This is a genomic window from Pseudomonas sp. 2FE (genome assembly GCF_005503735.1).
Classification (GTDB): Bacteria; Pseudomonadota; Gammaproteobacteria; order Pseudomonadales; family Pseudomonadaceae; genus Aquipseudomonas.
Genome location: NZ_SCMO01000013.1, coordinates 1 through 14,604, shown reverse-complemented (window position 1 = coordinate 14,604; position 14,604 = coordinate 1). Strand labels below are relative to the sequence as shown.

General features: G+C 64.8%; 12 protein-coding genes and 1 pseudogene. 6 read left to right on the top strand and 7 right to left on the bottom strand.

Going from position 1 to position 14,604, the window contains the following annotated elements:
* Positions 1–107: 107 nt before the first annotated feature.
* From hemL to FFS12_RS16785, 3 genes are read right to left on the bottom strand one after another with little or no spacing between them, the layout of a single operon-like run.
* Positions 108–1,391: a glutamate-1-semialdehyde 2,1-aminomutase gene (hemL, locus tag FFS12_RS16795; RefSeq protein ID WP_137888487.1), complete on the bottom strand. Its 1,284-nt coding sequence runs from the start codon at positions 1,389–1,391 to the stop codon at positions 108–110.
* A 60-nt stretch (positions 1,392–1,451) separates the two neighbouring features.
* A complete protein-coding gene (thiE, locus tag FFS12_RS16790; RefSeq protein ID WP_137888485.1) occupies positions 1,452–2,096 on the bottom strand; it encodes a thiamine phosphate synthase in 645 nt (214 codons plus the stop codon).
* The gene (locus tag FFS12_RS16785; RefSeq protein ID WP_137888483.1) at positions 2,093–2,890 is read right to left on the bottom strand and encodes a hydroxymethylpyrimidine/phosphomethylpyrimidine kinase; all 798 of its coding nucleotides are present in this window, start codon (positions 2,888–2,890) and stop codon (positions 2,093–2,095) included. Before FFS12_RS16785 ends, thiE begins: the two co-directional genes overlap by 4 nt.
* 320 nt (positions 2,891–3,210) lie before the next feature.
* Here FFS12_RS16785 and FFS12_RS16780 point away from each other — a divergent pair, with 320 nt between their 5' ends.
* The 5 genes from FFS12_RS16780 (at position 3,211) to amn (ending at position 10,220) form a co-directional block, all read left to right on the top strand.
* On the top strand, positions 3,211–5,601 hold the full coding sequence (locus FFS12_RS16780) for a hybrid sensor histidine kinase/response regulator (protein WP_137888481.1): 2,391 nt from the start codon (positions 3,211–3,213) through the stop codon (positions 5,599–5,601).
* Positions 5,602–5,810: 209 nt separating this feature from the next.
* Positions 5,811–6,452: a TetR/AcrR family transcriptional regulator gene (locus FFS12_RS16775; protein ID WP_137888479.1), complete on the top strand. Its 642-nt coding sequence runs from the start codon at positions 5,811–5,813 to the stop codon at positions 6,450–6,452.
* Complete coding sequence (locus tag FFS12_RS16770) at positions 6,449–8,098, top strand: acyl-CoA dehydrogenase family protein (protein ID WP_137888477.1); 1,650 nt, start codon at positions 6,449–6,451, stop codon at positions 8,096–8,098. Before FFS12_RS16775 ends, FFS12_RS16770 begins: the two co-directional genes overlap by 4 nt.
* 164 nt (positions 8,099–8,262) lie before the next feature.
* Complete coding sequence (locus tag FFS12_RS16765; protein WP_137888475.1) at positions 8,263–8,610, top strand: DUF3703 domain-containing protein; 348 nt, start codon at positions 8,263–8,265, stop codon at positions 8,608–8,610.
* Positions 8,611–8,747: 137 nt separating this feature from the next.
* Positions 8,748–10,220, top strand: coding sequence for an AMP nucleosidase (gene amn, locus FFS12_RS16760; RefSeq protein ID WP_372239476.1), 1,473 nt, complete (start codon positions 8,748–8,750; stop codon positions 10,218–10,220).
* Between the two features lie 80 nt (positions 10,221–10,300).
* Here the strand turns inward: amn and FFS12_RS16755 are convergent, their stop codons facing one another.
* On the bottom strand, positions 10,301–11,338 hold the full coding sequence (locus FFS12_RS16755; RefSeq protein WP_137888470.1) for an MBL fold metallo-hydrolase: 1,038 nt from the start codon (positions 11,336–11,338) through the stop codon (positions 10,301–10,303).
* 159 nt (positions 11,339–11,497) lie between these two features.
* On the opposite strand from FFS12_RS16755, the gene FFS12_RS16750 reads away from it, so the two are divergent.
* Positions 11,498–12,067, top strand: a complete 570-nt coding sequence (locus tag FFS12_RS16750) for a pseudouridine synthase (protein WP_171011908.1) — start codon at positions 11,498–11,500, stop codon at positions 12,065–12,067.
* Positions 12,068–12,176: 109 nt separating this feature from the next.
* Here the strand turns inward: FFS12_RS16750 and FFS12_RS16745 are convergent, their stop codons facing one another.
* From FFS12_RS16745 to FFS12_RS16735, 3 genes and pseudogenes are all read right to left on the bottom strand, one after another.
* Positions 12,177–12,380, bottom strand: coding sequence for a DUF2788 domain-containing protein (locus FFS12_RS16745; RefSeq protein ID WP_137888466.1), 204 nt, complete (start codon positions 12,378–12,380; stop codon positions 12,177–12,179).
* A 231-nt stretch (positions 12,381–12,611) separates the two neighbouring features.
* A complete protein-coding gene (locus FFS12_RS16740; protein ID WP_171011907.1) occupies positions 12,612–13,124 on the bottom strand; it encodes an Lrp/AsnC family transcriptional regulator in 513 nt (170 codons plus the stop codon).
* Between the two features lie 369 nt (positions 13,125–13,493).
* Positions 13,494–14,604: pseudogene (locus FFS12_RS16735) on the bottom strand (calcium-binding protein); the annotation flags it as partial.

Below are 14,604 nucleotides of genomic sequence, written 5' to 3'. Positions count from 1 at the left end.
TTTCCGGCTTTTCTATCGGGGCGCGGGAGTGGGCCTGGGAGTGCCAGCAAGAGCCAGCCAAACAGGCCAGCACCAGCGCGCCGGTGGACAGTGCTGCGGTATTGCAACTAGCGCAAAGCCGCGAAGGCGCGCTCGGCGGCGGCCAGGGTGATTTGCAGTTCCTTGTCGCCATGGGCGATGGAGGTGAAGCCGGCTTCATATGCGCTTGGCGCTAGATAGACGCCGCCCTCCAGCATCAGGTGGAAGAAGCGCTTGAAGCGCTCGCTATCGCTGGTCATCACGTCTTCAAAGGTGACGATATCGTCGGCGCCGCTGAAATACAGGCCGAACATGCCACCTGCCTGGGTGGTGACGAACGGGATGCCGGCGGCATCGGCGCGCTGTTGCAGGCCGGCGAGCAGGCGGCGGGTGTAGTCGCTCAGTTCGGCATGGAAGCCCGGGCGGCTGATTAGCTTCAGGGTGGTCAGGCCGGCAGCCATGGCCAGCGGGTTGCCGGACAGCGTGCCGGCCTGGTACACCGGGCCGAGCGGGGCGATGTGCGACATGATCTCGCGTTTGCCGCCGAAGCAGCCGACCGGCATGCCGCCGCCGATGATCTTGCCGAAGGTGGAGAGATCCGGCGTCACTCCGTAGTGAGCCTGGGCGCCGCCGAGGGCGACGCGGAATCCGGTCATCACTTCGTCGAAAATCAGTACTACGCCGTGTTTATCGCACTGCTCGCGCAGGCCTTCCAGGAAGCCTAGAGCTGGTGGCACGCAGTTCATATTGCCGGCCACCGGCTCGACGATGATGCACGCCACTTCGTTGCCGACCTCGGCGAGCAGCTTCTCGACGGCGCCGATATCGTTGAACGGTAGGGTCAGGGTGTGTTTGGCGAAGGCCGCCGGTACGCCAGCAGAGCTCGGTACACCCTGGGTCAGGGCGCCGGAGCCGGCCTTGACCAGCAGGCTGTCGGAATGCCCGTGGTAGCAGCCTTCGAACTTGATGATGCTGTCACGACCGGTGAAACCGCGGGCCAGCCGAATGGCGCTCATGGTCGCCTCGGTGCCGGAGCTGACCATGCGCACCAGCTCCATCGATGGCACGATCGAACAGACCAGATCCGCCATGTCGACTTCCAGCGCGGTCGGCGCGCCGTAGGAGAGGCCGTGTTCCAGCTGCTGACGCACCGCATCGAGCACGTCCGGGTGGCTGTGGCCGAGGATCATCGGGCCCCAGGAACCGACGTAGTCGACATACTGTTTATTGTCTTCGTCCGTCACATAGGCGCCGATCGCGTGTTTGAAGAACAGCGGGGTGCCGCCCACGCTTTTGAAGGCGCGCACCGGCGAATTGACGCCGCCGGGGATGTGCTTTTGCGCGTTGGCGAACAGGGTTTCGGAACGGGACATGCTGGACCTCTCGAAAAACGTAGGGTGGATTAGCGCAGCGTAAGCCACCGTAACTGGCTATCAGGTAGTTGCGAACAGATCGCTGAAGGCGCGGGCGCGGCGTGCGACGTCCTGGGCGTTCTCGGCGCTGAACAGCGCGTGGATCACTGCCAGCATGCTGGCGCCGTGGGCTATCAGCTGCGGTGCGGTTTCCAGGGTGACGCCACCGATGGCGACGATCGGCAGGCTCAAGCGGGCACGGGCCTGCTGCAGCAGCTCGAGGGTGGCGGCGGGGGCGCCGGGTTTGGTGTTGGAGTTGAAGAAGCGGCCGAAGGCCACATAGCTGGCACCTTCGCGGACGGCTTGTTCGGCCAGCTCCAACTGGGCGTGGCAGGTGGCGCCGATGATCGCTTGGCGACCGAGCAGGGCGCGGCCTGCGGCGAGTGAGCCGTCGCCCTGGCCGAGGTGGACGCCGACGCCCAGACGCGCGGCCAGCTCGGCGTCGTCATTGATCAGCAGGCTGGCGCCGTAACGCTCACAGAGGCTGCGCAACGCCTCGGCCTCACGCAAGCGGCGCGCTTGGTCGGTGGACTTGTCGCGGTATTGCAACAGGCGCGCGCCGCCGTCCAGCGCGGCTTCGACATAGGGCAGCAGCTTGCCACCGGCCAGCAGTTGGCTGTCGGTGATGGCGTACAGGCCGCGCAGCTTCGTCGGTTGCGGGCTCATGAACAGAAATCCAACGGCAGGCGGCGTGGGACGAACTGGCCGTGGCCGAGTTGCTCGGCATCGCGCAGGGTGCGCCAGGTGTAGGCCAGTGCCGACTGCACGGCGCTGGCCAGGTTTTCCCCCAGCGCCAAGCGGCCGGCCAGGGTGCTGGCCAGGGTGCAACCGGAGCCGTGATAGCTGCCGGGCAGGCGCTGGCAGGTGAAGGTGTGGCGGCTGCCGTCCCGCGAGTACAGGCGGTTATGCACTTGCTGCTCGTCGCCATGGCCGCCGGTGATCAACAGGTGCTGGCAGTAGGGCAGGAGTTTTTCCGCGCACTGATCCGCCGTGCCGTTTGGCAGCTCGGCGAGGATCCGCGCTTCCGGCAGGTTCGGCGTGGCGATGGTCGCCAGGGGCAGCAGGCGCTCGCGCATGGCGTAGCCGACTTCATCCTTACCCAGTGCGCCGCCGCCGCCGGCCCGCAGCACCGGATCGCAGACCAGCGGTACGCCAGGCAGTGCTTGCATGATCTCCAGTACGGTCTCGACCATCTCGATGGAGCCAAGCATGCCCAGCTTGACCGCCGCCACCGGCAGGTCGGCAATCACCGCCTGGGCTTGGGCGAGCACCCAGGCGCGGTCGAGCACGCGAAAGTCGCGGACGTTGACCGTGTCTTGCACAGTCAGCGCGGTGACCGCCGGCGCGGCGTGGCAACCCTGAGCGAGCAGGGCTTCGATATCGGCCTGCAGGCCGGCGCCACCACTGGGGTCATGGCCGGAGAGGCAGAGAACAACGGGACGGGAGCTATAGATAGTCATGGTGCGCGAGCTTATCACTAATCACCTTTTTTGCGCCCGGATTGGCCGCTTCGTCGATGAGCCGATGCCGGCTGAGACGCCCTCCGTGCTGCGTTCGACACGGCAGTGTTCGGCGCATAACCGTGCGTCTGGCCAGGCACAGTGCCAGTAGCCGTGCAGGCGCCGGAGGGCGGGCCTAAGTGCCTGATGGCGAGCGGCTTTTTCCGACGGGCGGCTGTGCTAGAGTGAGCCCCATTCGAATAGCCAGGCTCTGCGCGGCGGCGTCATTCAGGGGCGGTGGAACTCCCCGGCGCGGCCCGACAAAGCCTTTGCGGGGCAGCATGCGCTACGGCTTTTTTTTACTCCTCTGTCTGTGCTCGGCGGTGGCTGGCGCAGTCGAGTTCGACGAGCACACCCGCAGCCTAGTGCTGGGCCAGGAAATGGACCTGTTCGAGGATGTGCGCGGCGACGCCAGCATCGAGGACATCACCTCGCCAGCCCTGCAGGCCAGCTTCCGTCGGCACGATAGGCCGGTACTCAACGCCGGTTATTCGCGTTCGGTGTTCTGGCTGCGCCTGGATCTGGCCTATCGCCCGCAAACCTTGGTCGGTCAGCAGCCGTGGCTGCTGGAGCTGGCCTACCCGCCGCTCGATCATCTGGAACTCTATCAGGCGGATGGCCGGGGCGGCTTCCAGCTGGCCCAGCGCACCGGCGATGCGCTGCCGTTTGCCAGCCGGCAGATCAAGCAGAACAACTACCTGTTCGAGCTCAGCCTGCAGCCGAATCAGCCGCAGCGCGTCTACCTGCGTCTGCAGAGCCAGGGTTCGCTCCAGGCGCCGCTGAAGCTCTGGTCGCCGACGGCCTACCTGGAAGAGCAGCCGGCGCGCATCTATGTGCTGGGCATCATCTACGGCGTGCTGCTGGTGATGCTGATTTACAACCTGTTCATCTACCTGAGCGTGCGCGACACCAGTTACCTCTATTACATCTTCTACATCGCCTCCTTTGGGCTTTACCAGGTATCGGTCAACGGTGCCGGTATCGAGTATTTCTGGCCGAATAGTCCCTGGTGGGCGAATGTCTCCACACCCTTCCTGATCGGTTCGGCGGCCTTGTTCGGCTGTCAGTTCGCCCGCAGCTTTCTGCATACTGCGGAGCACAGTCCGTGGGTCGATCGCAGTCTGCTCGGGATGATGGCGCTGGGGGCACTGGTGATGCTGCTGGCGCTCACCGCCAGTTATGGCTTTTCCCTGCGTCTGGCGACCTCTGTGGCGCTGCTGTTTACCGTGGTGGTGTTCACCGCCGGCTTGCTGGCCTGGCGGCGTGGCATGCGGGTGGCGCGTTATTTCATCATCGCCTGGAGCACCTTTCTGCTCGGCGGCATAGTCAACAGCTTGATGGTGCTGGGCTATCTGCCCAACGTCTTTCTCACCATGTACGTCAGCCAGATTGGCTCCGCGCTTGAGGTGGGGCTGTTGTCGCTGGCCCTGGCCGACCGCATCAACTCGATGAAGGAAGAGCGCGCGCGGATTCTCTATGAGTCTGGGCGTAAGTTGGAGGCGCTGAACCTGGAGTTGGCCGACAGCAACCGCCTGAAGGATGAGTTTCTCGCCACCGTCACCCACGAGCTGCGCACGCCGATGAACGGCGTGATCGGTTCGCTGGAATTGATGCAGACGGTGCCGATGGATGTCGAGTTGGAGCAATACCAGAAGACCGCCACGACCTCGTCGCGCGACATGATGCGAATGGTCAACGACATCCTCGCCCTCACCGAGCTGCAAGCCGGCAAACTCTACCCCTGCCGTGAGCCGTTCAGCCTGCGCGGGCTGTTCGACGGCCTGCGTGCGCAATTCGCCCCGCGTGCCGAGGACCAGGGCCTGCGTTTTACCCTGGAGTTGGACGATAGCCTGCCCGACACCCTGGAAGGCGACGCCGGCAAGCTGACCCAGAGCCTCGGCTACCTGTTGGATAACGCGATCAAATTCACCCCCCGCGGGGCCATCACCTTGCGCGTCGACTGCGCCGAGGTGGCCAAGGATGGCCTGACGCTGAGCGTCGCGGTGATCGACAGCGGCATCGGTTTCAGCACCCCGGTGGATGGCGCGCTGTATCAGCGCTTCCATCAATTGGATGGCTCGATGACTCGCGAGTACGGCGGCCTGGGCGTCGGCTTGGCGATCTGCCGGCAGTTGGTCGGGCTGCTCGGCGGCAGCTTGAGCCACCAGTCGCAGTTGGGCCAGGGCAGTTGCTTCCAGTTGCGAGTGCCGCTGTTCCTGGCGGCGCCCGGCCCGCAGCCGGTGTTGCCGCGCCGGGCCATGGGCCAAGCGCTGCGCCATCCCGAGCAGTGCACGGTCTTGGTGGTCGAGGACAACGGCATCAACCAGTTGGTGATGCGCGGCATGCTGCTGAAGCTCGGCTACCGGGTGCGCTGCGCGGACAATGGCGCCGAGGCCCTCGAACTGCTGCGCCGCGAACCGGTGGATGCGGTGCTGCTGGATTGCCAGATGCCGGTGATGGACGGTTTCGCCACCTGCCGCGCGCTGCGCGGGTTGCCGGGCTGCAGGGAGCTGCCGGTGTTGGCGATTACCGCGCATAGCCATAGTGGCGACCGCGAACGTTGTCTGGCGGCCGGGATGAGCGATTACCTGGCCAAGCCGGTGAAGTTCGAGGCGTTGCAAGCGCTGCTGCATGACTGGCTGCTCTGCCAGGCCGCGCCTAGCCCGCCGTAGGCGTAGGCTGGGTAGAGCGAGGCGAAACCCAGCGAACGGACTCTGCGCTCGGATGAGTTAATGAGTTGGTCGTACAGACCTCTAGTCTGAGCTTGGCTGGCGAGCCTCTTCGTCTGCGGACTTTTCGCGGCTGTTTTGACCGATATCCCACTTTAGCCAAGCTCTGAATCGTGATTCACTGAATTCATCAATGAATCTGAATTCAGACCATGGCCTATCGCCTGACTACCGCCCGTCTCGACCGTGACCTGGAACTGCGCGAACGCATTCTCGACTGCGCCCTGAAACGGGTGGCCGAGGGTGGGTTCGCCGCCCTGACCATGCAGGCGCTGGCCGAGGATGTCGGCATTGCGACCGGCAGTCTGTACCGGCACTTTCGTGGCAAGGGCGAGTTGGCGGCGGAAGTCTTCGCCCGCGCCAGCCAGCATGAGGTCGACACTCTGGCTGCGGTGCTACGCGGCCCCGGTGCGCCAGACCAGCGCTTGGCCGAGGGCCTCCGGCAGTTCGCCGCGCGCGCCTGGCACAGCCGGCGCTTGGCCTTCGCCCTGATCGCCGAGCCGGTCGACCCCGAGGTGGACGAGCAGCGCTTGCTGTACCGCGAGGCCTATGCCGAACTGTTCGTCGAGCTGCTGGAGGAGGGCGTGCGGGTGGGCGCGTTCCGCGTACAACCCCTCGCCCTGAGCGCCGCCTGCCTGGTCGGCGCCATTGCCGAAGCGCTGGTGGGTCCGCTCTCGCCGCCGGCCCGTGCGGCGCGTGAGGCCGGCCGACCCATGTTGGAACTGGCGGCGGTTAGCCAGGCCTTAGTCACCTTCTGTCTGCGCGCCGTGGGCGCCGAGGAATCTTTGCCATGAGCCTGCATCAGTTCGCCGAAACCCATGAAGTGTTCAACCAGGTGCCGTCGCTGGAGGGTGCCAATCTCTACCGTGTCGACCTGCCGCTGCAGGAGTGGGTACGCCGCTACCAGGGCGGCTGGGCCGAGCAGCGCCTGGACACCTATGGCGCCTTGGCCGGCGGGCCGCTGATGGCCGCCGGTTTTCTCGCCAACGAGAACAAGCCGGTGTTCAAGAGCCACGATCGCTACGGCCATCGCATCGACCTGGTGGAGTTCCACCCGGCTTACCACGAGCTGATGCGTACCGCCATCGAGCACGGTCTGCCGTCGCTGCCCTGGACCGATCCCCGTGCCGGCGCCCAGGTGGCCCGCGCCGGCCTGAGCTACCTGCATAGCCAGGCCGAGGCCGGCAGCGGCTGCCCGCTGACCATGACCTACGCCAGCGTACCGGCGCTCAAGTTGCAGCCGGAGATCGCCGAGCAGTGGCTGCCGAAGATCCTTTCGACCCAGTACGACCCGCGCAACCTGCCGATCGAGCAGAAGAGCGGCGCCACCATCGGCATGGCGATGACCGAGAAGCAGGGCGGCACCGATGTGCGCGCCAACACCACGCACGCCCATCCGCTCGGCATGCCCGGGCCAGGCCAGGCCTATGAGCTGGTCGGGCACAAGTGGTTCTGTTCGGCGCCGATGTGCGATGCCTTCCTGACCCTGGCGCAGACCGACAAGGGCCTGAGCTGCTTCCTGCTGCCACGGCATCGGCCGGACGGCACGCGCAACGAGTTCTATATCCAGCGCCTGAAGAACAAGCTGGGCAACTGGTCGAATGCCTCCAGCGAGGTCGAATATCGCGGCGCGCTGGCCTGGATGATCGGCGAGGAAGGGCGCGGAGTGCCGACCATCATCGAGATGGTGGCGCTGACCCGCTTCGACTGCATGGTCGGCTCCAGCGCCCTGATGCGCCAGGCGCTGACCCAGGCCGCGCACCACTGCGCCTATCGCAAGGTCGGCGGTCGGGTTCTCAATGAGCTGCCGCTGATGCAGAACGTGCTGGCCGATCTGGCCCTGGAAAGCGAGGCGGCGCTGGCCCTGACGATGCGCATGGGCCGGGCCCTGGACCATGCCCACCTTGATCAAGAAGACAAGTTCGCCCGCCTGGTCACCGCGGTCGGCAAGTATTGGATCTGCAAACGCGCCCCGGCGATGATCAACGAGGCGGCGGAGTGCCTGGGCGGCGCCGGCTATGTCGAGGACAGCATCCTGCCACGGTTGTACCGTGAGGCGCCGGTCAACTCCACCTGGGAAGGTTCGGGCAACGTGCAGTGCCTGGACGTGCTGCGCGTCCTGTCGAAAGAGCCCGGCGTGCTCGACGCCTTGTTTGTCGAGTTGGGCGACGGGCATGGCGATGCCCGTTTGCAGGCGCATATCGACCAGTTGCACGCGGCCTTCCGCGACACCGACGATATCCAATACCGCGCGCGCCAGTTGACCGAGGACGTGGCTGTCGCCTTGCAGGCCAAGCTACTGCTGGAGGCCGGTAATGCCGTGGTGTCCGATGCCTTTATCGCCAGCCGCCTGGGCTCTGGCGGGCGGGTCTACGGCACCCTGCCGCGCGGCGTGGAGGTCGCGGCGCTGGTGGCGCGGGCGACCCCGCACTTGGTCTAGACCCGCAGGGTGGACAGGGCAAAGCCTTGTCCGCCTGGGGCCCTGTCGGCGGATAAGCCGAGCGGCGGCATGTCCGCCCTGCGAGCGGTTGGGGAGAGGGCGCTTGACCTCGGGGCCGCCCCAGGCTTGCAGCATGGCGCCTGCGACTTTCAGGAGGTGTCCTTATGACCCGTCAACAAGCCTTTCATCACGAGCGCCTGCTCGCCCAGTTGTGGCGCGCGCGGGGCGATGCCGGCCGCGAGCTGCGTCATCTGGAGCGCGCCCATATCCTCGGCCAGCCCGGCTTTAGCGAGCACCTCGCCAGCCATCTCTGGCTACTCGGCTGGGCCTGGCGCCAGCGCGACTGGGCGGAAGTCGCCGCCCAGCTGCTGCGTCTGCCCGGCAGTCTGGGCTCGCTATTGGGCCTCTATCCCCTGGGCAATCCGGGCACCCGCCGGGTCGGGCCGCTGACTGCGCAGCCGTTGCCGGAGGATTTGCGTAAGGTTCTGCAAAAGCCGGTCGAGCTTTTATAGGAGCGAGCTCTGCTCGCGATCAATCGAGGCCCAATCGCTCGCGGTGCGCGCTCCTACATAGGTCAGGCATGCGGGTATGCCTTTGCCGACGATGCAGGCAAGATAGAAATCTGCGTGATCAGACAGGAATGCCCACCGTGACCAGCAACACCGAAGCCTTTGTTGTCGCCCATACCGCCGAAGAGGCGGTAGACCGGCTCGCCGCCCTGCACGAGCGGGCCACCAGCGGGCTGAGCCAAGCCCTCAAGAATTACCTGAAAGATCGCATCAAACCCGACGCCAGCCAGCACAGCCTGTTCCGTTACCCGGAACTGCGCCTGACCTACCTGTGCCAGGGCGAGGTGCCGACTACCGTGCGCGCCTACGCCAAGGTGCAGGTGCCGGGCACCTATAGCGTCACCGTCACCCATCCGGGGGCGTTTCGTAACTATCTGCTGGAGCAATTGCGCCCGCTGATGAGCGATTTCACCGTGCAGGTCGAGGTCGGCGTGAGCCAGCAGAACATCCCCTATCCCTATGTGGTGGAGCAGGGCGATGAGCTCGCCGGCTCCGGAGTGACGGCGGCGGAGTTGGCGCGGGTGTTCCCCAGCACCGATCTGTCGGCGGCCTCGGATGGCATCGCCGACGGTCTCTACGACTGGGAAAGCATCGACCCCTTGCCGCTGGCGCTGTTCGATGCGGCGCGGGTGGACTTCTCCCTGCGCCGGCTGGTGCATTACACCGGCAGCGACTGGCGGCATGTGCAGCCGTGGATTTTGCTGACCAACTACCACCGTTACGTCGACCAGTTCATTCGCCACGGCCTGACTCTGCTGAATGAAGACCCACGCTTCGTGCGCATGGTGCTGCCCGGCAATGTGCTCATCGAGCGTGGCATGGATAACGATGAGGCGCAGGCGATCATCGATGGCGTGGTCTGGCACCGCTATCAGATGCCGGCCTACCACCTGATCGCCACCGACGGGCATGGCGTGACCCTGGTCAATATCGGCGTCGGCCCGTCCAACGCGAAGAACATCACCGACCATTTGGCCGTGCTGCGCCCGCACTGCTGGCTGATGATCGGCCACTGCGGCGGCCTGCGCCAATCGCAGACCATCGGCGACTATGTGTTGGCCCACGCCTATATGCGCCGCGACGGCATCCTCGATCGGGTGGTGCCGCCGAACATCCCGATTCCGGCCCTGGCCGAGGTGCAGATGGCCTTGCAGGAAGCCGCGGCGACCATCACCGGCGAGCGTGGCGAGGCGCTGAAACGGCGCCTGCGCACCGGCACCGTGCTGACCTACGACGACCGTAACTGGGAGCTGCGCTGGGCCCAGGAGCGGCCGTTGATCAACCTGGCGCGGGCGGTGGCGGTGGACATGGAGAGCGGCACCATCGCCGCCCAGGGCTATCGCTTGCGGGTGCCCTACGGGACCTTGCTGTGCGTGTCGGACAAGCCGCTGCACAGCGAAATCAAACTGCCCGGCGCGGCCGGGGCGTTCTATGAGCGGGCGGTGACCCAACATTTGCATATCGGCATCGCCGCCCTGGAGCTGCTGCGTAACCAGCTCAACTCACTGCATTCGCGCAAGCTGCGCAGCTTCGACGAGCCACCGTTCCGCTAATTGGCCCCTGTAGGAGCGGGCCATGGCCGCGATGCTTCGGCGGGTTTCGCCGCTTGCGCATTCGCGGGCATGGCCCGCGCCTACAACGGCGGCACCCGCCATTGCTCGCCGGGCGTCGGCACGCGGAAGTCGCTCGGCGCTACTTGCCACTGCGCGAGCGCCTTGGCCAGTTCGGCTGGCGGGGCGAACTGGCCCTCGTCGGTCAAGTGGAAGGTGCCGAAGTGGATGGCCATGCTGTTCTGCGCGGCCAACTGCCGGTGAGCCTGCACCGCGTCATCCGGGTTCATGTGATGGTCGCGCATAAACCAGCGCGGCGCGTAGGCTCCAATCGGCAGCGCGGCGAAACGCAACGGGCCGAAGCGCTGACGAATCAGCTGGAATTCCGGGCCGAGACCGCTATCACCGGGGAATAACAGCGGCCCCTGCGCCGATTGCAGGACGAAGCCCAGCCACAGCGTCTGGTTCGTATCGGCGCGCGTGCGCGCCGACCAGTGCTGCACCGGCACCGCATGCAGCGTCAGCTCGGGGTTCAGGGGTAGCGACTGCCACCAATCCACTTCGACCACCTCGGTGAAACCGGTTTGGCGGATCAGCCCGCCATTGCCCAGGCCGCTCACCACTTTGGCGCCGGGGAAGCGTTTGGCCAACTGGCGCAGGCTATGCAGATCCAGGTGGTCGTAATGGTTGTGGCTGACCAGAATCAGGTCGATCGGCGGCAACTGATCCAGGCTCAGCCCCGGCGGGTGGTGGCGCTTCGGACCGATAAAGCTGAACGGGCTGACCCGCTTGGACCAGACCGGGTCGGTGAGGATGTTCAGCCCGTGCTGCTGGATCAGCAAGGTGGCGTGGTTGATATAGGTGACGTGCAACTCCGCGCCGGTTACCCGTTCCTGCACCGCGGGCGGCACGGCGGGTCCGGGTTGCTCGATCCACTTGGTCCGCGGGCTGTTGAGTTGCCACTTCATAAAGCTGGCAAAGCTTTTATGCGGCGTGGGTTCGAGGTTGTGAAAGCGTGCACCGTCGAAATGGTCGGACGCCGGGCCTCGATGGGCTGTGCCGTTGCAGCCGAGCAGCGTCAGCAGGTTGAGCAACCAAGTCGGTCGCAAGGTACGGGGCATGGCGGCTTTACTCTTGCCGTGAGGATGCTGCTCAACCTAGCATGGCCGCTCACTTTTGCCTGTGCCCCGACACCTTTTGTAATCATGGCCCGTCCACCGCGTTCCGCCCCTCGTCATCCTGCCGCGAAACCCCAGGGCAAGCCCGCCGCCCCACGCCGGGTGGCCAAAGCGCCGCCGGCGGAGCCGCAGTTGATCCTGTTCAACAAACCCTTCGACGTGCTGACCCAGTTCAGTGACGGCGAAGGCCGCGCAACCCTGAAGGATTTCATCCCGCTGCCCGGCATCTACCCGGCCGGGCGCCTGGACCGCGACAGCGAGGGTCTGTTGCTGCTGACCAATGACGGCCAATTGCAGGCGCGGATCGCCGACCCCAAGCACAAGCTGGCCAAGACTTACTGGGTACAGGTGGAGGGCGAGCCGACGGCGGAGCAGCTACAGCGCCTGCGTGACGGAGTCGAGCTGAACGATGGCCCGACCCTGCCGGCCGAAGCCCGGCAGTTGGCTGAGCCGCAACTGCGGGCGCGTAACCCGCCGGTGCGCTTTCGCAAAAGCGTGCCGACCGCCTGGCTGGAACTGGTGATCCGTGAGGGGCGCAACCGCCAGGTGCGGCGTATGACGGCGGCAGTCGGCCTGCCAACTTTGCGCCTGGTGCGGGTGCGTATCGGCCCCTGGAGCCTGGATGGCCTGGGCTTGGGTGAGTGGAAGGCGGTACCGGCGTGGCTGGATTGAGGCGGCCGAGGTAGGCTGGGTAGCGCGTAGCGAAATTCAGCTAATCGGGTGCTGGGTTTCGTCCTATGGACTCTACCCAGCCTACGATAAGTGCGGATGCGGCCGCAGCCTACATGCCTTCCATGCCGGCGATGACAAAGGTCTTGATCACAAAGCCGAGCACCCCGAGGCCCAGGGCGAGAAACAACACCATGGTGCCGTAGCGGCCGGCTTTGGACTTCTTTGCCAGATCCCAGACGATAAACGCCATAAAGGCCACCAGGCCGCCGACCAGGATGATCATCATCCACTCTTCAACCATTTCCGGTTCCATCGCGACCTCCAGCAATACGCATAGACAACGCCAGCTTCGGGCTGGCAACGGCGGGGCGGGCGAGCAGGCCTCTCTTATATAGAGCAGCCTGGCTGTTGTTGTGTGAGCGTTAGCTCTTATGGCGGGGCCACGCGGGGGTGCTGCAAAACGGCGGCAATTATACGCGATGCCGCCCTGCCGTCGCCGGGACTTCGTCGGCCTGCGCGCTTACGTCACAGGGCCTCTGGTTGGTTAGCTGCGCAAGTGCTGCAGCGGCAGTTGGGTGCTGGAGATCACCTGGTTGAGCACAAAGCTCGAGCGCACGCTGGACACCCCCTCGATGCGGGTCAGCTGGCCGAGCAGGAATTTCTGGTAGTGATCCATATCCGGCACCACCACCTTGAGCTGGTAATCCGCATCCATGCCGGTCACCAGGCTGCATTCGAGCACTTCCGGGCATTGGTTGATCACCGACTCGAAATGCTCGAAACGCTCCGGCGTGTGCCGATCCATGCCGATATGCACGTAGGCGGTGAGCGTCAGGCCGAGCTTCTTGCGATCCAGCAGCGCCACCTGGCGGAGGATATAGCCGTCGTCCTCCAGTTGCTTGACCCGCCGCGAACAGGGCGAGGGCGAGAGGCCGATGCGTTCGGCCAGCTCCTGGTTGGAGATGCGCGCGTCGCGTTGCAGTTCAGCCAAGATATTGAGGTCGTAACGATCAAGTTTGTTCATGGCGGCCACTCTGCTGTTATCGATATGCGGCATATAGTGCTTTGATAGTTAAAGATTGCGCAAGTAAGTGCTTTTTGAGCAGTTTTAGCAATCCGCTGCTGCACCAATAGGCCTAAGCTTTACCTCAGTTTCACGGCCCGGACCTTGCGTCCACCCGGCCCGCCCAATCAGGCGTGTCGAAGCCGCCGATCCCACCGGATCGCAGCGGCCCCCGGGTCCGCATGGCCCAACCAGGCCGGCGAGAAAAGCGGCAAGAGCTTTGCCGGGAAAGTAGAAAAAGAAAAAGGGAGGTCAGCTGACCTCCCTTTTTCTTTTTCTACTACAAGTCCTGATTTGCCTTAACGGCCTAAGATTGCCCTTATCCTGCATGGGGCGGGATAAGGGCGCTTTAGAAGGCCTTAGTTAAGCAATCAGATCGGTCGTGCCTAGTGTCGTCACGCCTATCAGTTGGATTTCAAACTCGGCCGTCGCGTCAGCATCATTGCTGCCGTACAAGATGCCATTGGCAAAGCGCACCTGGCCGGTGGCGTCGGTCGCGTTGAATGCCGTCGAGCCAATGAAGGTGAAGGCCTGGTCCCCGGTGGTTACCAGGTTGGCATCCAGGGTCGACAGGTCGATCTTGTCCGCCTCAACAGTTTTGAAGTCGTTGATGACATCGCGCAGGGTACTCACGCCCATCTCGCTGAATGCGTTGAAGTCGAAGCGGTCGGCGCCGCTGCCGCCGGTGAGCTTGTCGAGGCCGCCGCCGCCCGTCAGCACGTTAGCGGCCGAGTTGCCGATAATCGTGTTGTTAAGGCCGTTACCGGTGCCATCGATGGCTGTAGTGCCAGTTAGCGTCAGGTTCTCCAGGTTGCCGCCGAGGGTCCAGCTAACCGACGATTGCACGCTATCGATCTCGGTGCTCACGGCGCTGGTTTCGCTGATCACGTCGGCGGCGTTGTCGACGACATAGGTGTCATTGCCCAGGCCGCCGATCAGGGTGTCGATGCCGACGCCACCATCCAGGACGTTGGCCGCGCTGTTGCCGGTCAGGGTATTGGCCAGCGTGTTGCCGGTGCCGTTGATAACGGTGGCACCGGTCAGCGTCAGCTTCTCCAGGTTGGCGCCGAGGGTCCAGTTCACCGAGGACGATACGCTATCGATCTCGGTGCTCAGGGTGCTGGTTTCGCTGATCACGTCGGCGGCGTTGTCGACGACATAGGTGTCGTTGCCCAGGCCGCCGATCAGGGTGTCGATGCCGGTGCCACCACTCAGGACGTTGGCCGCGCTGTTGCCGGTCAGGGTATTGGCCAGCGTGTTGCCAGTGCCGTTGATAACGGCGGCACCGGTTAGCGTCAGATTCTCCAGGTTGGCGCCAAGGGTAAAGGTCGCCGACGATTGCACGCTGTCAATCTCGGTGGTCAGGGTGCTGGTTTCGCTGATCACGTCGGCGGTGTTGTCGACGACATAGGTGTCATTGCCCAGGCCGCCGATCAGGGTGTCGATGCCGGCGCCGCCGTTCAGCGTGTTGGCC